We start from the raw sequence: 24,718 nt of genomic DNA, 5'->3' as shown, positions 1-24,718 counted from the left end.
GTGCCGGGTCGACGGACGTCACCCGGCACCTGCGGATCACGGGCAGTTGACCCATTCCTCGGTGCCGTCGGCGAAGACCTGCCGCTTCCAGATCGGCAGCCGGGCCTTCACCTCGTCCACCAGCTTGGCGCAGGCGGCGAACGCGGCCGCCCGGTGCGCGGTGCTGACCGCCGCGACCAGCGCCGCGTCGCCGATGGCGAGCGGGCCGATCCGGTGCGACACGGCCACCGCGTAGACGTCGGGATCGGCGGCGATCTCGGCGGCCACCTCCCGCAGGATGGCGGCGGCGCTCGGGTGGCCCTCGTACTCCAGGCTCACCACCGCACGGCCGTGGTCGTGGTCGCGTACCACCCCGGCGAAGGAGACCACCGCGCCGGCCCGCCGGTCGGCGACGGCCGCCTCGTGGGCCGCCAGGTCCAGCGGTTGCTCGGTGACGTCCCCGACCACGATCACCACGCCCGCTCCCCGGGCAGCAGCGGCAGCGGCACCAGCGGCACCCGGTCCCCGGCGGCACCGGTGCTGCCCGGCCGGATCACGGCGAACCCGTCCGCGCCGGAGAGGCCGCGCAGCATCGCCGACCCGACGTGCCGGACCGGGCGGGCCGTCCCGGCGGCCCGGTCGAGCCGGACCAGGGCGAGGTGGGTGTGGTCGCCGCGTCCCGGCACCGGCTCGGCCAGCGTGACGTGCGGCAGCACCGGTGCCACCCGGCCGGCTAGGCCTGCCAGCAGCGGCGCGACCAGCGAGACCAGCGCGACGACGGCGGACTGCGGGTTGCCGGGCAGCCCGGCGACGAACCGGACCCGACCGTCGTCGCCGACCACCCGGGCCAGCAGCATCGGGAAACCGGGGCGTACCGCGACGGTGTTGACCACGTAGTCCGCCCCTAGCTCGGCCAGCGCCGGATGCAGGTGGTCGACCGGCCCGTGCATCGTCCCGCCGGTGGTGCAGACCAGGTCGGCGTGGGCCAACGCGGTCCGCAGCGCGGCCACGTGGTCGGGCAGCGTGTCGGCCACCGGTCCGACCACGTCGGCCGGACGGATCTGACAGCCGTACCGGCGCAGCCAACTCGGCACGGTCGGGCCCAGCGCGTCCCGGACCCGCCCGGCGGCGGGCGGACCGGCGGTGAGCAGTTCGTCCCCGAAGACCAGCAGCGCGGCCCGGGGCTGGCGGCGTACCCGCAGCGTGTCGTGGCCGCAGGAGGCGGCCAGGCCGATCACGGCCGGGTCGACCGGGGTACCGGCCGGGAGCAGTTCCTCACCGGCCGCCGCCTCCTCGCCCGGATCCCGCCACTCCGGCGTCCCGCGCGGCACGCCGTCGACCGACCCGTCGGCGGTACGCGTCGACTCCTCCACCCGCAGCACGGCGGAGGTGCCCGACGGCACCATCGCGCCGGTGGCGATCTCGACGGTCGTCCCGTCCTCGGTCAACGGGGCCGGTGTGCCGCCGGCCAGCACCCGCCCGACCACCCGCCACGGACCGGTGCCGCGGACCGCCCAGCCGTCCACACTCGACGTGGGGAACGCCGGCAGGTCCGTCCGGGTGGTGAGCGGTTCGGCGAGGGTGTACCCGTCGACGTCGGCGAGTGGGCGCTCGACTGCGGGAAGTGCGGCGGCCAGGCCCACCGCGTACACCCGGGAGCGCGCCTCCTCCCAACCGGCCGGCGGCGGCGCGGCGGCGCCCTCGGTGGCGGATGCGGTTTCCGTTCTCACCCGGCCGAGCCTATCGGTTCGCCTAGTGGTCGCCACCGCGCAACTGGTCGACGGTGTGCGCGAGGATCGGCCCCAGCACGGCGAGACCGTCCCGCGCGCCACCGGTGGAGCCCGGCAGGTTCACCACCAGGGTGCGACCGGCCACCCCGGCCACCCCCCGGGACAGCACCGAGGTGGGCACCCGGTCACGGCTGTGCGCGCGCAGCGCCTCGGCGATGCCGGGGATCTCGTAGTCGAGCAGGGCCCGGGTCACGTCGGGAGTGCGGTCGGTCGGCGTGACCCCGGTCCCGCCGCTGGTGACCAAAACGTCGACACCGTCGGCCAGTGCGGCTCGGATGGCCTGACCGACCGGGTCGCCGTCCGGCACCACCACCGGCTCGTCCACCTCGCAGCCCAGTTCGCGCAGGCCCTCGACGAGCAGCGGACCGCTGGTGTCGGCGTAGACGCCGGCGGCGGCGCGGTTGGAGGCCACCACCACCCGGGCGCGGATCACGGCCGGTCCGCCGGACGCTCCCACAGGCCGGTCTTGCCGCCCTCCTTGCGCACCACCCGGATCGACTCGACACTCGCCGCCGGGTCGACCGCCTTGACCATGTCCACCAGGGCCAATCCGGCGACGGCCACGGCGGTCAGCGCCTCCATCTCGACGCCGGTCCGGTCGGCCGTGCGGGCGGTGGCGGTGATCTCGACGCTGTCCGTGGTGGGCACCAGGTCGACGGTGACACCGTGCAGCGCGATCGGGTGGCACAGCGGGATCAGGTCGGGGGTGCGCTTGGCGCCCATGATCCCGGCCAGTCGGCCGACCGCCAGCGCGTCGCCCTTGGGCAACCCGTCCCGGCGGAGCAGCTCGATCACCTCGGACGTGGTGCGCAGCCGACCGGCCGCGACGGCCACCCGGCCGGAGACCTGCTTGGCGGAGACGTCGACCATGCGCGCCGCACCGGTCGCGTCGACGTGGGTGAGCTGGGCGGGTTCCGTCACGCTGGCGAGCCTATCCCTCCGCACCGACGTGCCCGGTGTGCGGTGCTTCGCGGAAGGAGTGGCGCTCGCGCGCCGCCCCCTTCCGCACCCTGCCGTGGTAGTCGAGACGTACCGATGGCAGGTGTCGCGACGAGATCCGTCGGTGGCGGATCTCCCCCCGTCGGCGAACGTCGAGACGCTACCGAGCCGGTCGATAAGAAATCGATAAGCGACGGCAGCCGGGACCGAGGCTCAGGAGGACTCCGTGACGTGGCGGTGCCCGGTCTCGGTGACGTCCGCCAGTCGGCGTTCCATCTCGAACCGCTCCGGCACCCCCATCCGGCGGAAGATCGCCAGCGCACGCTCACAGTGCCGGCGCGCGGCGACCGGATCGTCGGCCCACAACTGGTCGGCCAGTCCCGCGAGTGCCCTTCCCTGCTCGTACGGATGACCGATCCGCGTCGCCACCTGCAATGCCTCACGGTGCAGGCCGATCAACCGGTCGACGTCCCCGGACTCGGCGAGGGTCAGCGCCAGGTCGTTCAGAGCGGCGGCTTCGACGTGGCGCTCACCTGAATCGATCGCCAGTCTCCGGGCGGTCTCGTGCTGGTCCACCGCCTCCTCGATCCGACCGAGACACCGGAGCACTATGCCCATCTCGTTGCGTGCCTCCGGCTCGGCGTACCGGTGACCGGTGCGTTTGCGGAGGATCAGCACGGTCCTCAGGGCTCGGAGCGCCTCCTCGTACCGTCCCATCCGGCACTTCACCCCACCGATGTGACTCAGCGCGTTGAGGATGTGGAAGGTGCTGCCCGCCTGACGCCCGGAGAACAGGTGCAGGCGATGGAGGTGCAGCGCCTCGTCGTACCTGCCCAACAGCATCAGGGCGAGCCCGATGTTCGGCAGGAAGCTGGGCACCTCGTCGGCTCCGTACCCGTTGGCGCCGCGGAGGCACCGCGCACCCACCCGTACCGCTTCCTGGAGTTCACCACGCATCCAGTGCACCGCGACGAGATTCGTCCGGTACCGGCCGAGGTTCGGCAGGTCGTCGCGCCGCTCGGAGATCCGTACCGCCTCGGTGACGTGGGCGAGCGCGTCCCGATAGTTGCCGGTGCGCAGGTAGGCAGAGGCGACATAGTTGTGCATGGCGGCCACGGCATCATCCGCCCCGGCCGCCTGGGCCGCCAGGAGCCCCTGTCGGTGGGTGAAGACGATGTCGTCGAAATAGGCGCGCACGTACAGAAATCGCCAGAGCAGCCTGGCCAGTCGCCATGCCTGTTCGTGGTGTCCCTCCTCGTACGCCCGGGCGACGAGTGCCACCAGGTTGACCCGCTCCGCCGCCATCCATTCCTCGGTGGGTTCACCCGCAGCGCTTCGCAGGTCGGGACGGCGGGGTGAATCAAGGGCCACATGCCGGCGGACGAATCTGGACTCGAGACGGTCGGCGACCGGAAAGCTCAGATGAAGCATGGTGTCGATCAGATTGCCGAAGGCCTCGTCGCGAACGGCCGCCACATCGTGTCGTAGCGACAGTTCGTGCGAGTACTGCCGGATGAGGTCGTGCATCCGGTAACGGCCGATCCCGACCTCCTCGACCAGATGACAATCCAGGAGGTCATCGAGTGCGTGGGCGGTGTCCGCAGCTTCGAGTCCGGACAACGCACTCGCGATCGTCATATCGAATTCGTCACCCGGATGAACGCTGAGCAGCCGGAACAGTCGTCTGGCGGCATCAGGCAACGACTCGTAGGAGGCAGCGAAGGCACCCGCGACGGTTCGGTCGCGCGACGTGAGGTGATCCAGCCGCCGGACGTTGTCCCCGAGCAGGGTCGCGAGGTCGGCCAGCCGCCAGGTTGGGCGATGTGCCAGCCGCGAGCCGGCGAGCCGGATCGCCAGCGGTAGCCGTCCGCAGTGCTCCACCACGGCCGCTGCCGCCTCCGGTTCCGCCGCCACCCGGTCGGTGCCGACGGCCGAGGCGAGCAGGGCCACACCTTCCGCTCGGTCCATCACCGGCAGGGACAACGGCGGGCTGACGTCCAGGCCGGTGATCCGTCGCCGTGACGTCACGATCACCACGCATCCCGGTGACGTGGGCAGCAACGCGGCGACCTGCTCGGCATCCGCCGCGTTGTCGAGCACAATGATCAACTTGTGGGCGGCCAGTTCCTCACGCCAGAGGGCGAGGCGGTCCTGGAGTTCGGGAGGTATGCGGTCACCGGGAATGCCGAGCTGCCGCAGCAACGTGGCGAGTGCCGCGGACGTGTCCACCTTCTCCGCACGGTCGTGCCCTTTGAGATCGATGAACAGTCCGCCGTCCGGATAGTGCTCCCGTAACTGTCCGCCCACGTGGACGGCCAGCGAGGTCTTGCCGCTGCCGGCCATACCGTCGACGAGGTGCACGACTGGGGCGCGCCCTCCGACCCGGCGCGTCTCGGTCAGCAGATGTTCGACGGCGGCATCCCGGCCCACGAAGTCCGGGACTGCGCGTGGCAGCCAGACCACCCCCCGCCGCGGCGCCGACCCGAGGCGCGGCTGCTCCCGTGGCTCGGACGTGCTGGTGGAGGAAGCCGGTGCGAGGTCAGGGCTCCGGAGAGGCGCACGTTCCTGCTCGACTATCTGCTGGTGGAGCTTCCGGAGTTCGGCTCCGGGCTCGATGCCGAGGTGTTCCCGCAGCAGACGGCGAGCCCCGGCGTATGCGGCGATAGCACCGGCGTGGTCGTTCCTGAGGTACAGGGCGCGCATCAGAAGCAGATGGGCCCGCTCCCGCAGCGGTTCCCTGGCAAGCAGTTCCCGCAGCAGCGGCAGGACGGGTTCGTAGCGACCGAGCCGGATCTGCAACTCGGCCAGGAGCTCGGTCGCCAGCATCCGGTCCTCGGTCGCCGAGGCCACGTGCGCCAGCAGAGCCGGCCCGAGGGCCACGCCGGTGAGCATGGGTCCCTGCCACCGAGCCAGAGCCTGGCCGAGCAGCCTCGCCGCCTCCTCCTCGTCCGTGCCGACGAGTGCACGTGCCGCCTCGGCCTCCGACTGGAAGGCGTAGACGTCCACCTCGGCCCGCTTCACCATGAGTCGGTAGCCGTCCCCGGCCCGGACCAGGACCTCACGCCCGGGAAGCATCGACTCGATGCCACGACGCAGATTGGCGGCGTACGTCCGGACGTTCGGCACGGCGGAGAGAGGCGGATCGTCCGGCCACAGTTCGTCGACGAGCTGATCGACCGAGACCAGATGCCCGGGATTGCACGCGAGTACCGCGAGCACGGTCTGTTGTTTCGGCGTGCCGAGGGTGAGCGTGACCGAGCCGAGACGGACGGCGAGCCCACCGAGGACCTGAACCTGCACTTGTCCCTCTACCGCATCCACCTGATCACCGTGTGCAGTTTAGCGACCACCAACCGGACCGATACCCCGCCCCGATGTGGGCATGCTGGCCGAAGCGGCGATGATATGGGCAGACACTTCGGCCACCCTTGTCGAAAGGGAAAGCCCGGCCATCACGCGCGCGAGAGAGCCACAACTCCACCAGCTGCGACCTTTAGACCCTCCGTTAGGGCAGTGGGACAGACCGTCACATAACACCATCATGTTGGCCCATTCTGCGCAATACGACATTTATTATAGCTAAATTGAGCAATCGCCCCCTAGTGTTCGGTCATCGAACAGGCCGGAACAACCAGGGGGTCGAGATGAACTCGCACGAGTGGAAGTAATCCGTCTTCTGCGCCAGCGACGACAGAAGTACGATTGCGGAGCGCAGTCCCTCGGTGACGAGTGAGGACGAGGTGTGGCTCCACAGCAACGACAGACCGGGACCGATCGGCGGCTACGCCCGCTAGTCGGTCTCGTCGTCGTTTCAGCCGGGCTGGCCGGCGCCGTGGCAATCGCCCACCTGCCAAGCTACGGCGGACGAGAGGCCACCATCGTCTGGGCCACGTTGATCTCACTGATCGCCGTCGCCTTCACCGTCACGGTCAGAATTCGAATTCGCTCCACGCATCACGAGATCGCCTGGACCGAAACCGCCATCGTGATCGGCCTCGCCGTGGCACCGGTACCGGTGGTGATTCTGGCCACCGGCCTAGGCGTCGCCATCGCCACGACTCCGACCCGACTGACGCCGGTCAAACGAGCCTTCGGCATCGGCAAGAACATGCTCGTGGCAGCCGGCGCGGGGCTCGTCCTACAGAGCTTTGAATGGTCACCGAACAACCCGGGCGTAGCCCAGACGGTCATTCCGCTGGCGGCCGCCTATCTGACCGCTGTATTGCTCGACGAAATCATCACCCTGCCGGTGATCGCAATGGCGACCGGTACCTCGCTACGAAAGCTTTTCCGCGACGACTGGGATCTCCGGCTGACCGCGGCGCTGACCCGCCTCCTCGTCATCGTCGGCACCGTTCTCACGATCAAGATCGACATTCGGCTGCTGCTCGCCGTACCCCCTCTGGTACTCAGCCTCCACCTGCTCTACTCGAGCAGGGTGCGCACCCGCACCGAACAACAAGCCTGGCAACGCCTCGCCCAGACCACCGACGCGCTCAACGTCGTCGCACTCGACGACGTACTCACCACGGCGGTCACCCGCGCCGCCGAACTCTTCTCCGCCGACGAAGTCGAGATCGAACTCCGCGAGGACGGCCGCGTGGTACGCGGCTCCACCGAGACCATCACGTACGACGGACCCATCGGCGAACCCACCGAGGTACACGGCGCCACCGTCCCCGTACGCCTCGAAGGCCACGACAAGACCGTCGACGTCGGCATGCTGCGTCTACGCTTCCGCGGCCCGGTGCGACTCTCCGAACGAGAGCGGTACACCCTGCACACCTTCGCCTCCGCACTGTGCACGGCCGTCCGCAACGCCCAGGCGTACGCCGAGCTCGCCCGGGTGGCCCAGGCCCACGCCCACGCCGCCGCACACGACGCGCTGACCGGCCTGGCCAACCGACGCCACCTGCTCGAAGAAGGCAACGAGCAGTTGCACCACCGGCACGCCGACGGCATCACCGCCCTGGTCCTCATCGACCTCAACCACTTCAAAGAGGTCAACGACACCCTCGGCCACGCCGCCGGCGACCAGATGCTGATGCAGGTCGCCGAACGACTCCGCACCGCCGCCCGCGCCGACGACCTGGTCGCCCGCCTCGGCGGCGACGAATTCGCCGTACTCCTGCGCGCGCTGCCCGCCCCCGCGGTCGCCGCGCACCGCGCCGACACCCTGCTCGCCGCCCTGCACGAACCGTTCGACGTCGACGGCATGCGGATCAGCGTCGAAGCCAGCGGCGGCATCGCCGTCGCCCCCGCCACCGGCGGCATGGTCGAGCTGCTCCGACGCGCCGACGTCGCCATGTACCAGGCCAAACGAAGCGGAAACCGGATCGCCACCTACGCACCCGCACGCGACACCGCCGACATCGGCCGACTCACACTCGGCGGCGAACTACCCCGCGCCGTCGCCGACCAGGAATTCACGGTCAACTTCCAGCCCATCGTCGACCTCGGCACCGGCGAAGTCATCGCCGCCGAGGCACTCGCGCGCTGGCACCACCCCACCCACGGCATGATCGACCCACTGCGCTTCCTGGAAGCCGTCGAACGCTCCGGACTGCTGCCCGCGTTCGCCGAAGCCATCCTCGACCAGGCCCTGATCGCCGCCGGCACCTGGCGCGACGCCGGCTTCGACGTCCCGGTGGCGGTCAACGTCTCCCCCCGCAGCCTGCTCGACGCCCGCTTCCCCGGATCCGTACTCGCCCGCCTACGCGCCCACGACCTACCCCCCGACCGGCTGGTCCTCGAACTCACCGAGACCCTCACCCTCAGCCAACTCGACGTCGTCGACCAGGGACTCACCCGACTGCGCGACGCCGGCATCCGCCTCGCTCTCGACGACTTCGGCACCGGCTACTCCTCGCTCTCCCTGCTCTCCCGGATCCCGGTCCACGAACTCAAGATCGATCGAAGCTTCGTGACCGCCATGGAATCCGCCACCGAAGCCGCCGCCATCATCCGCTCCACCCTCGACCTCGGCCGCAGCCTCAACCTGGCGGTCGTCGCCGAGGGAGTCGAACGCGACGCCCAACGCCGCGCCCTCTGGGAACTCGGCTGCACCGCCGGACAGGGCCACCTCTTCGCCCGCCCACTCGCCGCCGGCACACTCCTCGCCGCCCTCCAACGCGGATCCGGCGGCCGACCGGGACACCTCGCCACACCCCTGCACGACGCCGGATCCGTCGTCCGACTACCCAAGGGACGACGGCAGGGGGGCCGGGGCCACCACCAGCCCGCCTGACACACTGGCCGACGTGAGCGCCGCCACCTCGACCCCCCACCGCCCCGGCAGGTGGCACCGCCTCGACACCGCCGCCGACGGCCTCGCCCTCGACCTCGGCCTGTACGCCGCCGCAACCGTCTTCGCCGCGATCACCGCCGCCACCAGCACCCTCGTACCCCACCGGGCCTGGGGCACCATCGCCGCACTCGGCTACCTCGCCGCCGCACTCGCCGCCACCGGACAACTCCTCCTGCGCCGCCACCGGCCGCACTCGAAACTGGTCACCCTGCCCGGACGCGCCCTCGTCACCGCACTCGCCTGGGCCGGCACCGCCCTGCTGCCCCTGATCTGGCAGAGCGTGCAACGCACGGCCGGACGCACCGACCGCGCCCAGGAAGAGGTCCTGGTCGTCGAGGACTCCGGCGCCCGCCTCGTCGACACCGGCACCCCCTACCTCGGGCCCGACGCCATCGCCGCCCTGCCCCCCGGCGAACAACTCCTCGGCTACACCCCCTACCAGCCGGGCATGGCCCTGTTCGGAATACCCCGGGCGTTCGCCGACACCTGGTGGACCGACGCCCGGGTCTGGTTCGCCGTCGGCACCGCCGTGGCGCTGCTGCTCGCCATCCGCATCCTGCGTCCACCCACCGCCCGCACCGACACGACCCGGCACGAGGCCCTCCTGCTCCGCGGCGTACAGGCCGCCACCGTCCTGCCCGTCTGCGCCCTCACGCTCGCCACCGGCGGCGACGACCTGCCCGTACTCGCGCTCTGCCTGCTGGCGCTCGCCCTCGCCGCCACCGACCGACCCGGCTGGGCCGGCGTCGCCGTCGGGCTCGCCGGAGCCCTGAAACTCTTCGCCTGGCCGGTCGCCGCAGTACTCATCATCTGGGGCCTCACCCGCCGCGCCGGCCTCCGCGTCGCCGCCGGGGCCCTCGGCCTCCCCGCCGCCGCGCTGCTCCCCACCCTCCTGGTCGACCGCAACGCGCTGGTGGAGAACGTCCTGCGCTTCCCCCTCGGGCACGGCCTGGTCTCCAGCCCCGCCGCCAGCCCGTTCCCCGGCTACCTGATCGCGAACGCCCTGCCCGCCGGCCGGGTGATCGCCGCCGCGCTGCTGGTCGCCGCCGGCATCGCCATCGCCGTCCTGCTCGCCCGCCGCCCGCCGCGCACCGCCCGCAGCGTCGCCCTGATCTGCGGGTACGGCCTGCTCGTCGCCATCCTGCTGATGCCCGCCACCCGATTCGGCTACCTGCTGTACCCGATCGCGTTCCTGCTCTGGGCACCCGCACTCGACCTTCTCGGGATCCGGCAACCGCCGAGCGCGGACGACCGACAGGGCGTAGACCTGAGGACATGACCACCTACCGCGACCGCACCGAGGCAGGCCAGGCACTCGCCGACCGACTCACCGGCCTGATCGGCGAACCGGACCTCGTCGTGCTCGGCCTGGTACGCGGCGGCGTACCGGTGGCCCAGATCGTCGCCGAACGTCTCGGCGCACCCCTCGACGTCCTGGTGGTCCGCAAACTCGGCGTGCCCTGGGCACCTGAGGTCGCCTTCGGCGCACTCGGCCCCGGTGGCGAACGCGTCCTCAACGAGGTCGTCGCCGACCGGCTCAGCCCCGACGACATCGCCGCAGTACAGGCACGCGAACAGGCCGAACTGGACCGACGGGAACAGCTCTACCGGGCCGGCCGTCCACCCCTGGACCTCACCGGCCGTACCGCCCTGATCGTCGACGACGGCCTGGCCACCGGCGCGACCGCCCGCGCCGCCGTCCAGGTCGCCCGCCACCTCGGCGCCCGCCGCGTGGTGGTCGCCGTACCCGTCAGCGCGCCGCAGGCCCACGAGATGCTGGCCGCCGAGGCCGACGACGTGGTCAGCGCCCTGCGCCCCGCCGACTTCGGCGCGGTCGGCGCCTACTACGACGACTTCCACGAGGTCTCCGACCGCGAGGTGACAGCGGCGCTTACCACTATCGGGTGAACCGACCAGGTACCTTCGGGTCATGAGCCTGACCTGTCCCAAGTGTCGCGGTGAGATGCGCCAGTACGAGCGCAGTGGGGTCGTCATCGACCAGTGCGGCGAGTGCCGTGGGATCTTCCTCGATCGTGGCGAACTGGAGAAACTGTTCGAGGCAGAGGCCAACTGGAGCGCCGCCCAGCAGGCCCCGCCCGCCCCCCAGGGTGGCTACCAGCCCCCACCGCCGCCGCCCCCGGCGCCCGCCCCGCACCAGCCCGGTTACGGCGCGGTCCCGCCGCCCCCGCCTCCGCCGCATGGCTACCCGGCCCCGGCACCCGCGTACGGCCACTCCCAGCAGCACTACGGCTACCACGGCCACTATCGGCGTAAGAAGCGCAAGAGCTTCCTGGACGACATGTTCGGCTGAGCCACCCCGCGACCGGGCCGCCACCTCGGCCGGCCCGGTCGCCCGCCCGCTCGAACCGGTCCCGAACGGCTCAGACGATGGCCATGTCGACGAATCTCGACAGGTGCAACTGAGCTGCGACGGTCACCGTGTCGGTCGGACCATTTCGATGCTTGGCAACTATGAAATCCGCCTCTCCAGCCCGAGGCGATTCCTTGTCGTAGTAGTCGTCGCGATGCAGAAGTATGACAACGTCGGCATCTTGTTCAATCGAATTGTGGGCGGCGATTCCGTTTGCGACAAAGTTGTGCGTCCCGAGCACGGTCGCATCGAAGACATCCTGCTCACCGACTGACTCGATGGACACGACCTCGTCCCAGAAGACGTCGTTCGTGGCATGCAGGTCCAAGTCAGCGGCGTCCAGGACCCGAGCGATGTTCGCCAGTCGGGAACGACTCGGTGCACGCTTCCAGAGCGCACTCCCGCAGAACTGGGTGCCGATGGCCTTGGCGAAGTCACGATGACTCATGCCATTCTCGACAAGAATCTCGCGTACCCGATCCCAGACCTCGCGCGGCACGGTGTCGACGTTGGTGTTGGCCGTGGTCTCCGCCAGGAGGGCGAGCAGGGCGTCGCACTTCGCCGACCTGGCCCCGTGCACACCGATCTCGCGCAGGAACCGCAGTTGGTCGTCCCGCCCGGAGATGTCGAGGGTGTACTGCGGGCGATGCCGGGCCACCGGCACCGTCTTCAGCCGGGCAGTGATGCCGTATCTGAGCAGGAGACGAGAGATGTCCTCCAACATCCGCCGGCTGGTCGAAGCGAAGTAGATCCGTCCACCCCGACCGGACTTGTTGACGTGCACTGACCCGTCAGTCGCCCAGATGTGCCGAAGAAAGAGGGTGACCTGCTCCTTGGGCAAGCTGAACAGGCGTTGCGGTACGAACTTCTCGTGTGACCTGAGCCCGAAGAGGCCGAACCCGTCCAACCACTCGGCGATCGGGTTCCGTCGCCCACGAGCGAGTGGGTACGGAGCGGGAAGACGAAGAGTCGTGACCCGGGCCGCCGGATAGTCGTCGCGTACCGCCGTGATGCCGAAGTACTTTGCAGCTTCCGACACCGCCTGCAGGTTCGCCTCGTCGACGCTGGCGTAGCGAATGGGTTGACGCCGTACGAAAGAACCGTCGCCCAAGAGGTGTGCCAAGAGCACCACCTCTTCCTCGGCCATGGGTCGGACAGCCAAGGGCGGAGGCACGTGCCGCGGCGTCGCGAGACGCGTCCCAGGAGTCAACTCGCCGAGCGGGACCCAGCCCGCGAACGTGAGGAACGGATGGTTCGCCGTTGCGTCGACCTGCTTGCCCGACGTCAGCGTCAACCGGAACACCTCGCGATGGCCGCTCGGGAAGACGTGCGTCATCGTCCGTGGCGTGTACCGCAGGCTCTCGTCGAGTGCCCAGACCGGGATGTCCCTCGCACCGTCGGCCAGGAGTTGACCCAGCGTGACCTCAGAGTTGTCGTCGGCTCGGATGAGCCTCGTCTCGGCGGTCAGACAGCCGCTTTCCCGCAAGTCGGACAATTGCGGGCGCTTGTCGGTGCGCTGTTCGGGGCCACGGTTCAGCTGACTGACCGCGATGACTGGGCACTCGACCTCCTTGGCCAGCAGCTTCAGACCCCGAGACAGGTCCGCGACCTCCTGCTGCCGACTCTCGGTGCGCTTAGGGGAGGTCATCAGCTGGAGGTAGTCGACCACGATCAGCTTGAGGTCGTGCCGCTGCTTGAGCCGGCGGGCCTTGGCCCGAATCTCCATCAGGTTCATGCTCGGCGTGTCGTCCACGAAGAGTGGCGCCTCACTGATCTCACCCATGCATCGGGCGAGCTTCGTCCAGTCGTCGTCGGAGAGCTGCCCGCTGCGCAGCACGTGCAGCGGCACCCGCGCCTCGGCCGAGAGCAACCGCATGACGATCTCGACCTTGCTCATCTCCAGCGAGAAGATGGCCGACGCATGATTTGCCCGGATCGCTGCGTTTCGCGCGAAGTCCATGCTCGCCGTGCTGTTGTGCGTGGGAATCATCGACCGACCGGCCAGGTACAGATGATCCTCGTTGTCGACCGTCACGCACCGCACCGGGACGCTCGACACCGGTCGCACATCCACGATGTAGCGGGACCGAGTACCCGCACGGCCGGTCGCGTGCCGGCGCGTTGCGTGTGACTCCCGCTTCCGGGCCAACCGGAACACCTCGTCCGAAGTCGAGAAGTTCAGTATGAAAGCAATCGAGCTTTCGGGAGTGCGACCGTTGACTCGCTTGCGGTTGATCGAGCATCGGTAGCCGAGGCTGACGACGAGCTCGTACACGTCCTCGGCCAACCGCTCCGAGGTGGTCACGTATTGGACATGTCCGGCCGGCACGGCGGTACCGTCGGTGTCGAGCAGTCCGGCCAGCAGCTCCCGTCGCTGCTCCTCCGACGCTCGGAGGTACGCCTGCGGAATGTGCTTGTCGTCAAGGACACCGGCGGCTCGGAGCAGGCCCGTGAACGAGCCGCGCAACCGGCGACACGACGCGCACTGGCGGGCACCGTTCCAGCTGGACTTCGTCGTCGTACCGCACGTCTCGCAACCCTCGCGGTCGACGGTCTCGACCATGCCTCTCGACCTGGCACCACAGGTCCTTCCGCAGGTTCGCACCGCAGACGCGCGGGGAGTGAAGGTGACGCCGCAGACGATGCAGCAACGCTCGTCGAGTGGTGCCGGTGGCGGCAGCTTGATGCCGTAGGAGTAGGTCCCGCTGCCCGGGGTGACCCTGAAGCCGTCGGCTTCGACGTACTGTGCGATCTCCGGATCCGCCGATGTGAATCGGGCACCTGCGGAGTGCCCGTCACCCAACCACACCCCGAGTGTGTACGGGGGAATGGGCAGGTCCGCGCGGGCGGGCAGGGACAGCGGCCGAGCATTGGTCACCGCGTGGTTCGCGCGTCCGTCAGCCGGATGCCGCAGTGTCGCGGCGATGTGCTCGGTGGTGACGGTCCGCGGGTGAGCCACAGTTGTCTCGCTGTTGATGAGCCGACTCACCCGGCTCAGGTGCGCGTCGAACAGGACATGGGCGCTGTAGGCGTCGACCGTCCGACGCCAGGGCTTGCCGTTCCGGGAATACTGGCGTTCGACCTTGCCGGCGATGCCGACCCCGGCCGCCACGACATGCAGGACGCTCCGGAACTCGGACCCGGCGATCTCCACAGCTTCCCGGTACGTGACGAGCCGGTCGGGGGCGGAGGTGACTGCCCGGTGTACGGCTGCCGCCTTGGCGCATGCCGAGGCTTCCCACTGGTGGCGCGGCCGGAGTTCGTTCTGCTGGCGGCGTGAGGCGCGGGTGGTCGTCGTCCAGAGATGCTCGGCATCGGCGACGATGACCGAGCCGTCGGAGAACTCGACCTCGTAGCAGGGGCGGTTGTGGCGCACCTCGTAGGCGTGCGTCACCGTGGTGGGTCGACCGTCGGCACCGATCAGCTGGTCGCCTACCTTCACCTCGCCCATCGTGGTCCAGCCGGTCGGTGTCGGCAGCTGCGTGTCGAGCGCGAGCGCCTTTCCCAAACCGGGTCGACCTGCCACGATGATCAATTGGCCGGCGTGTAGGCCGTTGAGCAGGCGGTCCAGGTCCGTGAAGCCGGTCGGTACGCCGGTCATCACGCCGCCCTGCGCGCCGACGGCCTCGATCTCGTCCAGGGTCGGTTGGAGCATGTCCGCCAGGACGGCGAAGTCCTCGCTGACCCGGCGTTCGGTCACGTCGTAGACGGCCTGCTGGGCCAGGTCGACGACGTCGTCGACGTCGCGAGTGCCGCCGCCTCCGGTGCCGTATCCGAGTTGGACGATCCTGGTGCCGGCCTCGACCAGCCGTCGGAGTACCGCCCGCTCGCTGACGATGCGCGCGTAGTACGCGGCGTTCGCCGCAGTCGGCACGCTCGCGATCAGCGTGTGCAGGTACGGTGCGCCGCCGATCCGGGCCAGGTCACCGGAGTCGGCCAGCGCCGCGGCGACGGTGATCGCGTCGGCCGGTTCACCGCGACCGTAGATCTCCAGGATGATGTCGAAGATGGTGGCGTGCACCGGCCGGTAGAAGTCGTTGGTCTTGAGGATCTCGACGACGTCGGCGATGGCGTCCTTGGACAGCAGCATCCCGCCCAGGACGCACTGCTCGGCCGCGACGTCCTGGGGTGGCGTCTTGTCGAACTGGCCGTCGCGCGGTGGCGGGCCGGACGGCTGCCCTCCGTTGGGAAACGACTCTGTCCGCATGTCATCCGTGACCGACACCGAGCCCCCCTCCACTGCGTCGGATCGTTCCTGGGCCTGCACAGCCCGGGTGCGAGAGTCGACCGGCCGTCGATCGGGGGCATCTGGCGGCGGGTCGGGGGCTAACGATACGGAACCCGAGGTCAGCCACTCAACCAGACCGGTGGATGAGCCTCGGGACAACCTGTGGATGGCGGTGGACGAGCATGTGCGCAGCGTGTGCACAGCATGTGGATAACTCCTGGGGAACAGCGAGGCGCACGCCGCTGAGCTGGACAGGTAATGTCCACAGCCTGTGGACGGGAATTTCCGGGTAGGGCTTTGTCCTGAACGTCCCGTAGGATCGGTGCCCTACGGCTACACCTGGACAGCGGATTGCGCTTTCGGTTGAGAAGGGTCACGCTCCGGCCGTGAGTTACCGGGACTGGGTACGCGGGGAGGACGGCCCGCGTGAGCGGCCGACCGCTTCGTGGGCCGAGCCCGTGGAACGGGACCCGGACGAGCGGTACGACTCTGCGGTCGAGCGGTACCGCACCCCGAGTCGGCGCCGGGCCGCCGAGCGTGGACAGGAGGAGCCGGCCGAGCCGTACCTGCCGCGGTGGGCGCTGGAGTCCGGCGTGCGCAGTGTCGACGGTGGCGGGCGGCACGCTGCTCCGGATGAGGATGACGAGGTCGAGCGGCCACGGTACGCGGGGGGTCGGCGTTCGGCCGAGCGCGGTGGGAGCCGCCGGGCTGGTGAGTCGAGTTGGCGCGAGCCCACGGCACGGGCTGCCCTGCCGGCGTCCGATCACACCCGGGAGTGGACGTTCGACCGTCCACAGGAGGAGGGGTATGTCGGGAGTCGTCGCGCCGAGGACGACGACCCGGTCTCCGGTGTGACGCCGCAGAGCCGGCCGCGTCGGGCCCAGTCGCGGCGTCGCCAGGTGACCTGGTCGGGGCTTGCGGAGGAGGACGCCGAGTCCGACGCGTCCGAGCCGGCTGCCGAGCCACCGACCCGGCGTCGGCGGCGTGCGGCGGAGCCCTCGACGCCGGCGGTCGACCCGTGGCAGCGGGGCACGGAGCGGGCCGCCGAGCCGGAGTACCAGCAGCCGGCGGTGGATCCGTGGGACGCGTCCGGCCTGCACGCGTGGGACCGCTCGGCGGGTGATGGTCGCCGCGTCGACCCCGCGTCGGCCGATCCCTGGGACGCGGACAGTACGAGCCAGTGGCTTCAGGCGGCGGGTACGGATCCGTGGATCGAGCCGGACAGCACCGGCCAGTGGGATCGCTTCTCGGAGCCGGAGCCGAAGTCCGCGCCTGTGCCGGAGCCACGGGAGCGGGATCGGCCCCCGGAGCGGTGGGCCGGTTCCTCCGAGCCGGACCGGTGGGACCGGACGGAGCCGCCTCGTTCGGGGGCTGCTCCGGCGACCTCGGGTGCCGGACAGTGGTCCTGGACGGAGCGGGCGGAGCCAGAGCCGGCGCGGGAGCCCTTCTGGCCGGGTACGCGTCTGGCAGGCGACGATCCGCGGTGGGTGGACGCGCCGGAGTCGGCGCCTCGTTCGCCGGTGGTCGGGTACACCGCGCCTCGGCCACGGGCGGCACCTCGGCGGCGCTCGTCGCCCGCACCGGCTCCGCCTCGGCCGGTCGGTATGGCGGCCGTACGGCGGCGGATCGAGGCGGTCGGTTCCGGGGGCTGGAACCGTCGGCTCGAGGACGACCTGCTCGATCCGGATCCGGGTGGTCCGTGGTTGCCGTTGCTGTACACCGCGGCCTGTTACGTGCTGCCGGCGGTGGTGATCTTCGTCTGGCTGTTGACGCTCGACGGGGCGCCGCCGGCCGGCTGTGTGACGGATATCAGTGGCGGCGGCTGTGATTCGCCGCGGGCTCGGGCGTTCGGCGCGATGGTGGGTGGGTTGCCCCGCTTCGGGCTGGCGTTGATGAGCAGTTTGGCGGTGGCGATGTTGCTGCGCCGGGTGGGTACGACGTGGCGGTCGACCACGGTGGCGCTGGCGGCCGCGGTGGTCGGTGGTGGTCTCTCCACGGTGATGATCAGTGCGGTGACGGGCCAGCCCATCGGCTGACGGTTCGGTCGTCGCGTCCCGTCGTTCGTCGGTCGGATACGCGTATGCGACAGGGCCCGCACCGGTGATCGGTGCGGGCCCTGTCGGGTACGTCCAGCGGGGCTCAGCCCTGCACGACGTTGAGGTTGAACGTGGCGGTCACCTCGGGGTGCAGCTTGACCCGCACCGCGTGCGACCCGATCGCCTTGATGTGACCGGGAAGCTCCAGCCGACGCCGGTCGAGCGCCGGGCCGCCGGCCGCCTTGACGGCGTCGACGATCTCGGCGGAGGTGACCGAGCCGAAGAGCCGGCCACCGTCGCCGGCCCGGGCCTTCAGGTTGACCTTGAGACCCTCGAGCTGGCCCTTCACCTCGTTGGCGTGGCCCAGATCGCGGATCTCCCGTGCCGAGCGGGCCCGCTTGATCAGCGTGACCTGCTTCTCCGCGCCCTTGGTCCAGGCGATCGCGAAGCCCTGCGGGAGCAGGTAGTTACGGCCGTAGCCGTTCTTGACCTCGACGATGTCGCCGGGGGTGCCGAGCCCGGACACCTCCTGAGTCAGAATGATCTTCATGGCGGTGCCTCCTCTCAGCGGGCCGTAGCGGTGTACGGCAGGAGCGCCATCTCACGGGCGTTCTTGACCGCACGGGCGATCTGCCGCTGCTGCTGCGAGGTCACGCCGGTCACCCGCCGAGCGCGGATCTTGCCGCGGTCGGAGATGAACTTACGCAGCAGCGCGGTGTCCTTGTAATCGATGTAGGTGATCCCGTCCTTGTCGAGCGGGTTCACCTTCTTCTTCGGCTTGCGCAGTGCCGCAGCCTTCGCCATTGCTCTTGCTCCTGGTTTACGATCACGGGCGCTCGGCGCCATTAGAACGGAGGCTCCTCGTCGAAGTTGCCGCCACCCGAACGGGAGGGGGCTGGTGCGGCCGAAGCCCAGGGGTCGTCGAAGTTGCCTCCGCCGCCGCCCTGGCCACCACCACCGCCGCTGTTGCCGCCGCCGAAGCCGCCGCCGCTACCGCCGGAGCGGGACATCTTCTGCACCTTCGCCGTGGCGTAGCGCAGAGACGGGCCGATCTCGTCGACCTCCAGTTCGATGACGGTGCGCTTCTCGCCCTCGCGGGTCTCGTAGGACCGCTGGCGTAGCCGGCCCGACACGATTACGCGGGCACCGCGCTGCAACGACTCCGCCACGTGCTCCGCGGCCTGACGCCAGACGGTGCACGCGAGGAACAAGGGCTCGCCGTCCTTCCACTCGTTGGACTGCCGGTCCATGTACCGGGGCGTCGAGGCGACCCGGAACTTGGCGACGGCTGCCCCCGAGGGGGTGAACCGCAACTCGGGGTCATCGGTCAGGTTGCCGATGACCGTGATGGTGGTGTCTCCTGCCATGACCAACTCCTCGCGCACTCAACCGTTCCGCCGTACAGGTTCTCAGAACCCTCTGACAGCGCGGCTGAGGCTGTTCCGGGTGGGGCTAGGTGGATGGATTAGCGCATTTCCGGACGGATGACCTTGGTGCGCAGCACAGACTCGTTGAGTCGCAGCTGGCGGTCCAGCTCGGCCACCGCCTCAGGCGACGCCTGAAGGTCGACGACGGCGTAGATGCCCTCGGCCTTCTTGTTGATCTCGTACGCGAGGCGCCGGCGGCCCCACACGTCGGTCTTCTCCACCGAGCCACCCGCGGTCCTGATCACGTTCAGGTACGTGTCGAGCGACGGGGCGACGGTGCGCTCCTCGAGGCTGGGGTCGAGGATCACCATGATCTCGTAATGACGCAAGACGTGCTCACCTCCTGTGGGCTAAGCGGCCACGGTCCTTCCGTGGCAGGAGGTCGTGCGTCGCTGCCCGTCCCGCACCGGGGGAACCCGACCGGGAGCGGACAACCGGACCAGGATACCCGGCCCGGACGATCACCAGCACCGAGGTGACCGGCACAGCGAACCGGGGGTCCGCGCCGACGTCGCTGTCGACCCGGACCCCCGGTCACGGGACCGCGGGACGTCCCGTCCGCATTCCTTGGGTGGGACCTGGGGAGGAACGACCACACCGATGAGGTTGGACCGAAGACGCCCCGCGGAGCTTTATCACGTTGTTATCTGACGATATCCCGGAAGTCAGCGCTTCATGGGGCAAATCCCAGAATTACCGACATTCTTCTTCTGTTGACCTCTGTCGACGTCCCACCGATGCCGCTGCGCCGACCGGCTCCGGTCGGGCATCGACAGGCGACCGGTACGTCGACACCGGGATCAGGAACGTCCGAAGCGCCGGATCCATCGGTATCAACGAGTTCCGGCGGCCACGGTGACGCCATCGGGCCGGTGGGCGTCACCCCGGCCGTCGGTCGCGCGACGTAGGCTCCCCTGCATGCGTATCGGAGCCCACGTCGATCCGACCGACCCGCTGGCGGAGGCGACCGCCCGAACGGCCGACGCCGTGCAGTTCTTCCTCTCCGACCCGCAGGGTTGGAAGGCCCCACAATCCCGTGCGGACGCGGAAGTGCTGCGCGCCGCCGAGGTCGACGTCTACGTGCACGCGCCGTACGTCGTCAACGTCGCCACCGGCAACAACCGCATCCGCATCCCGAGCCGGAAACTGCTGCTCGCACACGCGCAGGCCGCCGCGGCGATCGGCGCCAAGGGGCTGGTGGTGCACGGTGGCCACGTGAACGCCGGTGACGATCCGGCCAGCGGCATCGAGAACTGGCGCAAGGCCCTGGCGTACGCGGCGGACTCCGGCGGTTTCGGGCTGCCGGTGCTGATCGAGAACACGGCCGGCGGCGAGAACGCCTGCGCCCGTCGACTCGACGCGCTCGCCCGGCTCTGGGACGTCATCGGTGAGTACGACGTGGGGTTCTGTCTCGACACCTGCCACGCGCACGCGGGCGGCGAGGAACTCCTCGGCCTGGTCGACCGCGTGAAGGCGATCACCGGACGGATCGACCTGGTGCACGCCAACAACTCCAAGGACGCGTTCGACTCGGGCCGGGACCGCCACGACAATCTGCGCGGCGGCACCATCGAGCCGGACCTCCTGGTGGCCGTGGTCCGGGCGGCCGACGCCCCGGTCATCGTGGAGACCCCCGGCGGGGCCGACGGGCAGAGCGGCGACATCGCCTTCCTGCGTGGACAACTCGGCCCGGGGACGTCGGCGGCATGACCACGGGCCAGTCCGCCACCGGCGGCGCACAGTCGACCCCCCAGGACAGCGCTGCGGCCGAGCCGCCGCCCCCCGGTGCGTCGACCGACGTCCCTCCGGCGGCGACGAGCGCAGGGACCGACGCCGACACGCGTGCCACCGGCCCGGACACCACCGCCGCCGACAGCAAGGAAGCTGCGGCCGTCGGCGACCGGGCGGGTTCCAGCTCGGACCGGGACACCGAGGCCGAGCCGACCGGCACGGCCGACCCACCGGCCACCACCACCGGCGCGGACGCCGGCAGCGGCGACACCGGAAACGGCAAGACCGCCAGGGACCACAAGACCGCCGGGAACGACAAGACCGCCGGGAACGACAAGACCAGCGGCAAGGACACCGCGAGCAAGAGCTCCACGAGCAAGGACGCCTCCGGCAGGGGCGACGACAAGGACGCCGGCGACTCGGACAAGGAGAAGGCCGGCGAGGGCGCCACGGGCGACGCGAAGCCGGACCCCTGGGCCGCCTTCGGGCCTGCTCCCGTCCCGGTACCCACCTGGTACGGGCGACTCGGTCGCCGCCTCGGCCGGTTCGCCATCCACGAATGGACGCTGGCCGCTCTCGGTTCTCTGGCGCTGGCCGTCCTGATGACCTGGCCGACGCTGCGCTATCCACGGCACACCCTGCCGCAGGACTACTGGGACCCGAGCCTGCAGGCATGGCAGATGGCCTGGTCAGGGCACATCCTGAAGACCGACCCGGCGCAGCTCTGGCACGCCAACACGTTCTTCCCGGAGCGGTGGAGCTTCGCGTTCTCCGACACGCTGCTCGGGTACGCCCCGGCAGGCATGATCGGGACCGGCCCCGAGCACGCGCTCCTGCGCTACAACATCATCTTCGTGCTGGCCCACGCGCTCGCCACGTTCGGCGCATACGTGCTGGCGCGACAGCTCGGGGCCAGCCGGATCGGGTCGGCGGTGGCCGGGGTCAGCTACACCTACGCGCCGTGGTTGCTGGCGCAGGCCGGTCACCTGCACGTGATCTCCAACGGCGGTATCCCGCTGGCGCTGGCCATGCTCGCACGGGGGCACGGTTGGTCGCTGCGGCACGGCTACCGGCCCGAACGCCGCAACCCTGGTTGGGTGTACGCCGGCTGGCTGGTCGCCGCCTGGCAGTTGAGTCTCGGCTTCGGCATCGGCCTGCCGTTCGCGTACGTCCTCGCCGGCACGGTCGTGGTGGCCGCCGTCATCTGGTACGCCAAGCGCATCTTCTGGCGGGTGAAGCGGCCCTTCGGTCAGCGGTTGTTGACCGCCGACCTGATCGGTGGCCTCATCTTCGCCGGAGTCGGCATCCTGCTGGCCATCCCGTACTTCACGGTGACCCAGCTGCACCCGCACGCGGAACGCTCCATCGCCGACATCGCCGTCTTCTCCCCTCCGGCGACCGGCTTCGTCACCGCTCCCGGTGAGTCCCGCGTCTGGGGCGAGCTGCACGAGGGTGCCCGGGCGATCCTGCCCTGGCACCCGGAGATGACGCTGCTGCCCGGCTTCGTGCTGTACGCGTTGGCGGCCGGCGGCCTGTTCTTCTCGATCTGGACGGCCCGCCAGCGCCTGCTGCTCTTCCTCGGCGTGCTGGTCACGATGGTGTTGGCGATGGGCACCGAGTTCTTCGGCGGCACCTTCACCTTCGTCCCGCTCTTCGAGCACCTGCCCGGCTGGAACGGCATCCGTACGCCGGGACGGCTGATGCTCTGGACCACTCTGCTGTTGGGGTTGCTCGCGGCGGGCGCGGTCAGCGCGTTCGCCGAACGGGTACGGGAGATCTCCGCCGAACGGATCCCGTCCTGGCCCAGCCCGTGGCTGCGCCTGGCCACGCTGGTCCCGCTGGTGCTGGTACTCGCCGAGGGAACGAACACCACCCCGCAGCCGGTGGTGCCAACGCAGCCGGCCGCCATGCGTGAGGTCGACGGTCCGATGCTGGTGCTGCCCAGCGGGCAGAGCCACGACCAGCCGGTGATGCTCTGGTCGACCTCGCGGTTCCAGCAGGTCGTCAACGGCGGCAGCGGCTTCGTGCCCCGGCAACTGGACGACGTCCGCCGCGTGACGATGGCCTTTCCGGACCAGACCAGCGTCGACTACCTGCGCACCCTGGGCGTGCAGAACGTCCTGATCCTGCGGGACCTGGTCGTCGGCACGCCCTGGGAGATCAGCATCGACGCGCCGGTCGACGGGCTCGGCATCACCCGTGAGGAGATCGGCTCGGTCGTCGTCTTCCGCCTCTGAGCGGGCCGGTGACCGTCAGGTGGCGGTGGGTACGGGAGCCGGGGCGGGATCGGTGGTCGTGCGGCGACTTCGCCATCGGTCCAGCCAAGGTGCGTCGGGGGCGCCGTCGATGACACCGCCGTCCGGGTCGTCCGGGTAGGTGCTGCGGACCGCGTCCCGCTCGGGGTGCAGGATCTCGCGGATCACCAGCACGCACAGGACCACCACCGTGGTCAGTCGCAGGCTGGCGGCCAGCACGAAGACGCCCTCGGGAAAGACCGGCCGGCCGGTGGAGGCACCGAGCAGTTGGCCGTAGAACGCGACGAAGTAGCAGACCTCGGCGGCCTGCCAGACGAGGAACGCTCCCCACTTGGGCCGGGCCAGCACCACCAGCGGCAGCAGCCAGAGGACGAACTGCTGCGACCAGACCTTGCTGAAGATCAGGAAGGCGGCGACCACCAGGAAGGCGAGTTGGCCGAGTCGGGGCCGGCGCGGCGCCAGCAGCCCGAGGGCCCCGATGCCGAGGCAGGCCAGTCCGAAGAGTACGTACGACAGGTTGTTGAGGGTGGGGATGTTGGCGTCGAGCCACTGGAAGGGGCCGATGCTCGCCGGATCGCCGACCTTGCCGTCAAGGTAGCGACCGATGTACCACAGCGTGCCCCAGTCGATCGGGCGCTCGGTGTTGAGTTCGAAGAAGCGTTTCCAGCCGTCGCGGGTGGCTTCCGGAATGGCCACCGGCAGGTTCACCGCCAGCACCGTGACCGCTGCCGCGCCGATTGCCGTGAACGCGGCGCGTAGTCGGGCGGTGCGGAACGCGAGCACCAGGATCGGGCCGAGTATGAACAGTGGCCACATCTTCGCCGCCCCGGCCAGCCCGAGCAGGATCCCGGCCAGGACGGGTCGGCTGCGTGCCCAGGCCAGCAGCCCGAACGCGCCCAGTCCGATGGCGAGCAGGTCCCAGTTGACGGTTGCGGTGATCAGCAGTGCGGGGGCAAGGGCGAAGAGTGCGGCGTCCCATGGTCGTCGTCGGCGTAGCGACAGCAGCACCGCCACAGTGGCCACCGCCAGCGCCCCGAGCACGAGCACGTTCAGGTTGTAGAACCACTGCCCCTGGTTGATCTGCGGGTTGCCCTCGCCCACGGCGTGCACGGGCAGCCCCAGCGCCCCCATGAAGTATCCGGTCAGCACCGGGTACTCGACCGGGTGGTCGCGGTAGGGCACGGCACCCTCGTGGAGTCGCTCCGCGTAGTAGAGCGCCAGCACGTCGGTGTAGCAGAAGCGGGTGTACTGCTTGTTGTCCACCCAGGCGCCGTCCTGGCAGGGCGATTTCTGTACCCAGTGCAGGGCCAGGGTCAGGCAGGTCAGCGCCAGGACGATGCGTACCGCCGTCCAGAACCGGCGTTCCGAGCCGCTCTGGCGGTCGCGCGTGGTGGCGTGGTCGCCGAGCGGGCCGCCGATCAGCCCGGAGAGCCCCCGCACGAAGCCGTCGGAGCGGGACGGGTGGTCGGGGACACCGGGTTCATCGATGCCTGGCGTCGACTGGGTGCTCATGACCGTGCATCCTGCCGTATCAGTTGACCGCACAGAAGTCGAACCACGGCAACGCCTACCGATCAACTGTCGACGAATGCCTATTTGTCAGCGGCTATGAACGCCGCGTGGGCGGTCCGAACCAGGTTCGGACCGCCCACCAC

General features: G+C 70.0%; 18 protein-coding genes. 7 read left to right on the top strand and 11 right to left on the bottom strand.

From position 1 onward, the window contains the following. Positions 1–36: 36 nt before the first annotated feature. The 5 genes from ACZ31C_RS04570 to ACZ31C_RS04550 form a co-directional block, all read right to left on the bottom strand. On the bottom strand, positions 37–456 hold the full coding sequence (locus tag ACZ31C_RS04570) for a molybdenum cofactor biosynthesis protein MoaE (RefSeq protein ID WP_449943570.1): 420 nt from the start codon (positions 454–456) through the stop codon (positions 37–39). Then, positions 450–1,709 carry a molybdopterin molybdotransferase MoeA gene (locus tag ACZ31C_RS04565; protein WP_465794150.1) on the bottom strand — a complete coding sequence of 420 codons (1,260 nt, stop codon included), beginning with the start codon at positions 1,707–1,709 and terminating at the stop codon, positions 450–452. The genes ACZ31C_RS04570 and ACZ31C_RS04565 overlap by 7 nt, the downstream gene beginning before the upstream one ends. A gap of 22 nt (positions 1,710–1,731) precedes the next feature. Then, positions 1,732–2,202: a MogA/MoaB family molybdenum cofactor biosynthesis protein gene (locus ACZ31C_RS04560; RefSeq protein ID WP_465794149.1), complete on the bottom strand. Its 471-nt coding sequence runs from the start codon at positions 2,200–2,202 to the stop codon at positions 1,732–1,734. Then, on the bottom strand, positions 2,199–2,690 hold the full coding sequence (gene moaC, locus ACZ31C_RS04555; protein WP_465794148.1) for a cyclic pyranopterin monophosphate synthase MoaC: 492 nt from the start codon (positions 2,688–2,690) through the stop codon (positions 2,199–2,201). The genes ACZ31C_RS04560 and moaC overlap by 4 nt, the downstream gene beginning before the upstream one ends. A 231-nt stretch (positions 2,691–2,921) precedes the next feature. Next, the gene (locus tag ACZ31C_RS04550; RefSeq protein ID WP_465794147.1) at positions 2,922–6,008 is read right to left on the bottom strand and encodes an AfsR/SARP family transcriptional regulator; all 3,087 of its coding nucleotides are present in this window, start codon (positions 6,006–6,008) and stop codon (positions 2,922–2,924) included. 442 nt (positions 6,009–6,450) lie between these two features. Between ACZ31C_RS04550 and ACZ31C_RS04545 the strand changes: the two genes are divergently transcribed. The 4 genes from ACZ31C_RS04545 to ACZ31C_RS04530 are packed head-to-tail and all read left to right on the top strand — an operon-like array spanning position 6,451 to position 11,326. Further along, a complete protein-coding gene (locus tag ACZ31C_RS04545) occupies positions 6,451–8,955 on the top strand; it encodes a putative bifunctional diguanylate cyclase/phosphodiesterase (protein ID WP_465794146.1) in 2,505 nt (834 codons plus the stop codon). A 13-nt stretch (positions 8,956–8,968) separates the two neighbouring features. After that, the gene (locus ACZ31C_RS04540) at positions 8,969–10,294 is read left to right on the top strand and encodes a glycosyltransferase family 87 protein (RefSeq protein ID WP_465794145.1); all 1,326 of its coding nucleotides are present in this window, start codon (positions 8,969–8,971) and stop codon (positions 10,292–10,294) included. Then, positions 10,291–10,923, top strand: a complete 633-nt coding sequence (locus ACZ31C_RS04535; RefSeq protein ID WP_465794144.1) for a phosphoribosyltransferase — start codon at positions 10,291–10,293, stop codon at positions 10,921–10,923. Before ACZ31C_RS04540 ends, ACZ31C_RS04535 begins: the two co-directional genes overlap by 4 nt. A 22-nt stretch (positions 10,924–10,945) precedes the next feature. Continuing rightward, positions 10,946–11,326: a TFIIB-type zinc ribbon-containing protein gene (locus ACZ31C_RS04530; RefSeq protein ID WP_465794143.1), complete on the top strand. Its 381-nt coding sequence runs from the start codon at positions 10,946–10,948 to the stop codon at positions 11,324–11,326. A gap of 70 nt (positions 11,327–11,396) precedes the next feature. On the opposite strand, the gene ACZ31C_RS04525 is transcribed toward ACZ31C_RS04530, so the two are convergent. Next, positions 11,397–15,476: a replicative DNA helicase gene (locus ACZ31C_RS04525; RefSeq protein WP_465794363.1), complete on the bottom strand. Its 4,080-nt coding sequence runs from the start codon at positions 15,474–15,476 to the stop codon at positions 11,397–11,399. 524 nt (positions 15,477–16,000) lie between these two features. Between ACZ31C_RS04525 and ACZ31C_RS04520 the strand changes: the two genes are divergently transcribed. Further along, entirely contained in the window at positions 16,001–17,650 is a 1,650-nt protein-coding gene (locus ACZ31C_RS04520) for a hypothetical protein (RefSeq protein WP_465794142.1), read from the top strand. Between the two features lie 103 nt (positions 17,651–17,753). On the opposite strand, the gene rplI is transcribed toward ACZ31C_RS04520, so the two are convergent. The 4 genes from rplI to rpsF all read right to left on the bottom strand — a co-directional run bounded on the left by rplI (position 17,754) and on the right by rpsF (position 19,406). Continuing rightward, entirely contained in the window at positions 17,754–18,200 is a 447-nt protein-coding gene (gene rplI / locus ACZ31C_RS04515; RefSeq protein WP_350698001.1) for a 50S ribosomal protein L9, read from the bottom strand. Between the two features lie 14 nt (positions 18,201–18,214). Then, entirely contained in the window at positions 18,215–18,454 is a 240-nt protein-coding gene (gene rpsR, locus ACZ31C_RS04510; RefSeq protein ID WP_007073789.1) for a 30S ribosomal protein S18, read from the bottom strand. A 41-nt stretch (positions 18,455–18,495) separates the two neighbouring features. Beyond that, positions 18,496–19,035: a single-stranded DNA-binding protein gene (locus tag ACZ31C_RS04505; protein ID WP_465794141.1), complete on the bottom strand. Its 540-nt coding sequence runs from the start codon at positions 19,033–19,035 to the stop codon at positions 18,496–18,498. Between the two features lie 80 nt (positions 19,036–19,115). Then, entirely contained in the window at positions 19,116–19,406 is a 291-nt protein-coding gene (gene rpsF / locus ACZ31C_RS04500; RefSeq protein WP_117228245.1) for a 30S ribosomal protein S6, read from the bottom strand. Positions 19,407–19,995: 589 nt separating this feature from the next. Between rpsF and ACZ31C_RS04495 the strand changes: the two genes are divergently transcribed. Beyond that, positions 19,996–20,787: a deoxyribonuclease IV gene (locus ACZ31C_RS04495; protein WP_465794140.1), complete on the top strand. Its 792-nt coding sequence runs from the start codon at positions 19,996–19,998 to the stop codon at positions 20,785–20,787. Beyond that, positions 20,784–23,045, top strand: a complete 2,262-nt coding sequence (locus tag ACZ31C_RS04490; RefSeq protein WP_465794139.1) for a hypothetical protein — start codon at positions 20,784–20,786, stop codon at positions 23,043–23,045. Before ACZ31C_RS04495 ends, ACZ31C_RS04490 begins: the two co-directional genes overlap by 4 nt. Before the next feature lie 15 nt (positions 23,046–23,060). On the opposite strand, the gene ACZ31C_RS04485 is transcribed toward ACZ31C_RS04490, so the two are convergent. Next, on the bottom strand, positions 23,061–24,575 hold the full coding sequence (locus tag ACZ31C_RS04485) for a glycosyltransferase family 87 protein (RefSeq protein WP_465794138.1): 1,515 nt from the start codon (positions 24,573–24,575) through the stop codon (positions 23,061–23,063). Positions 24,576–24,718 lie beyond the last annotated feature (143 nt).

This window comes from Micromonospora sp. NPDC023869 (assembly GCF_055559695.1).
Note: the sequence above shows the minus strand (reverse complement) of the source record. Positions and strands in the feature narration are given on the sequence as shown.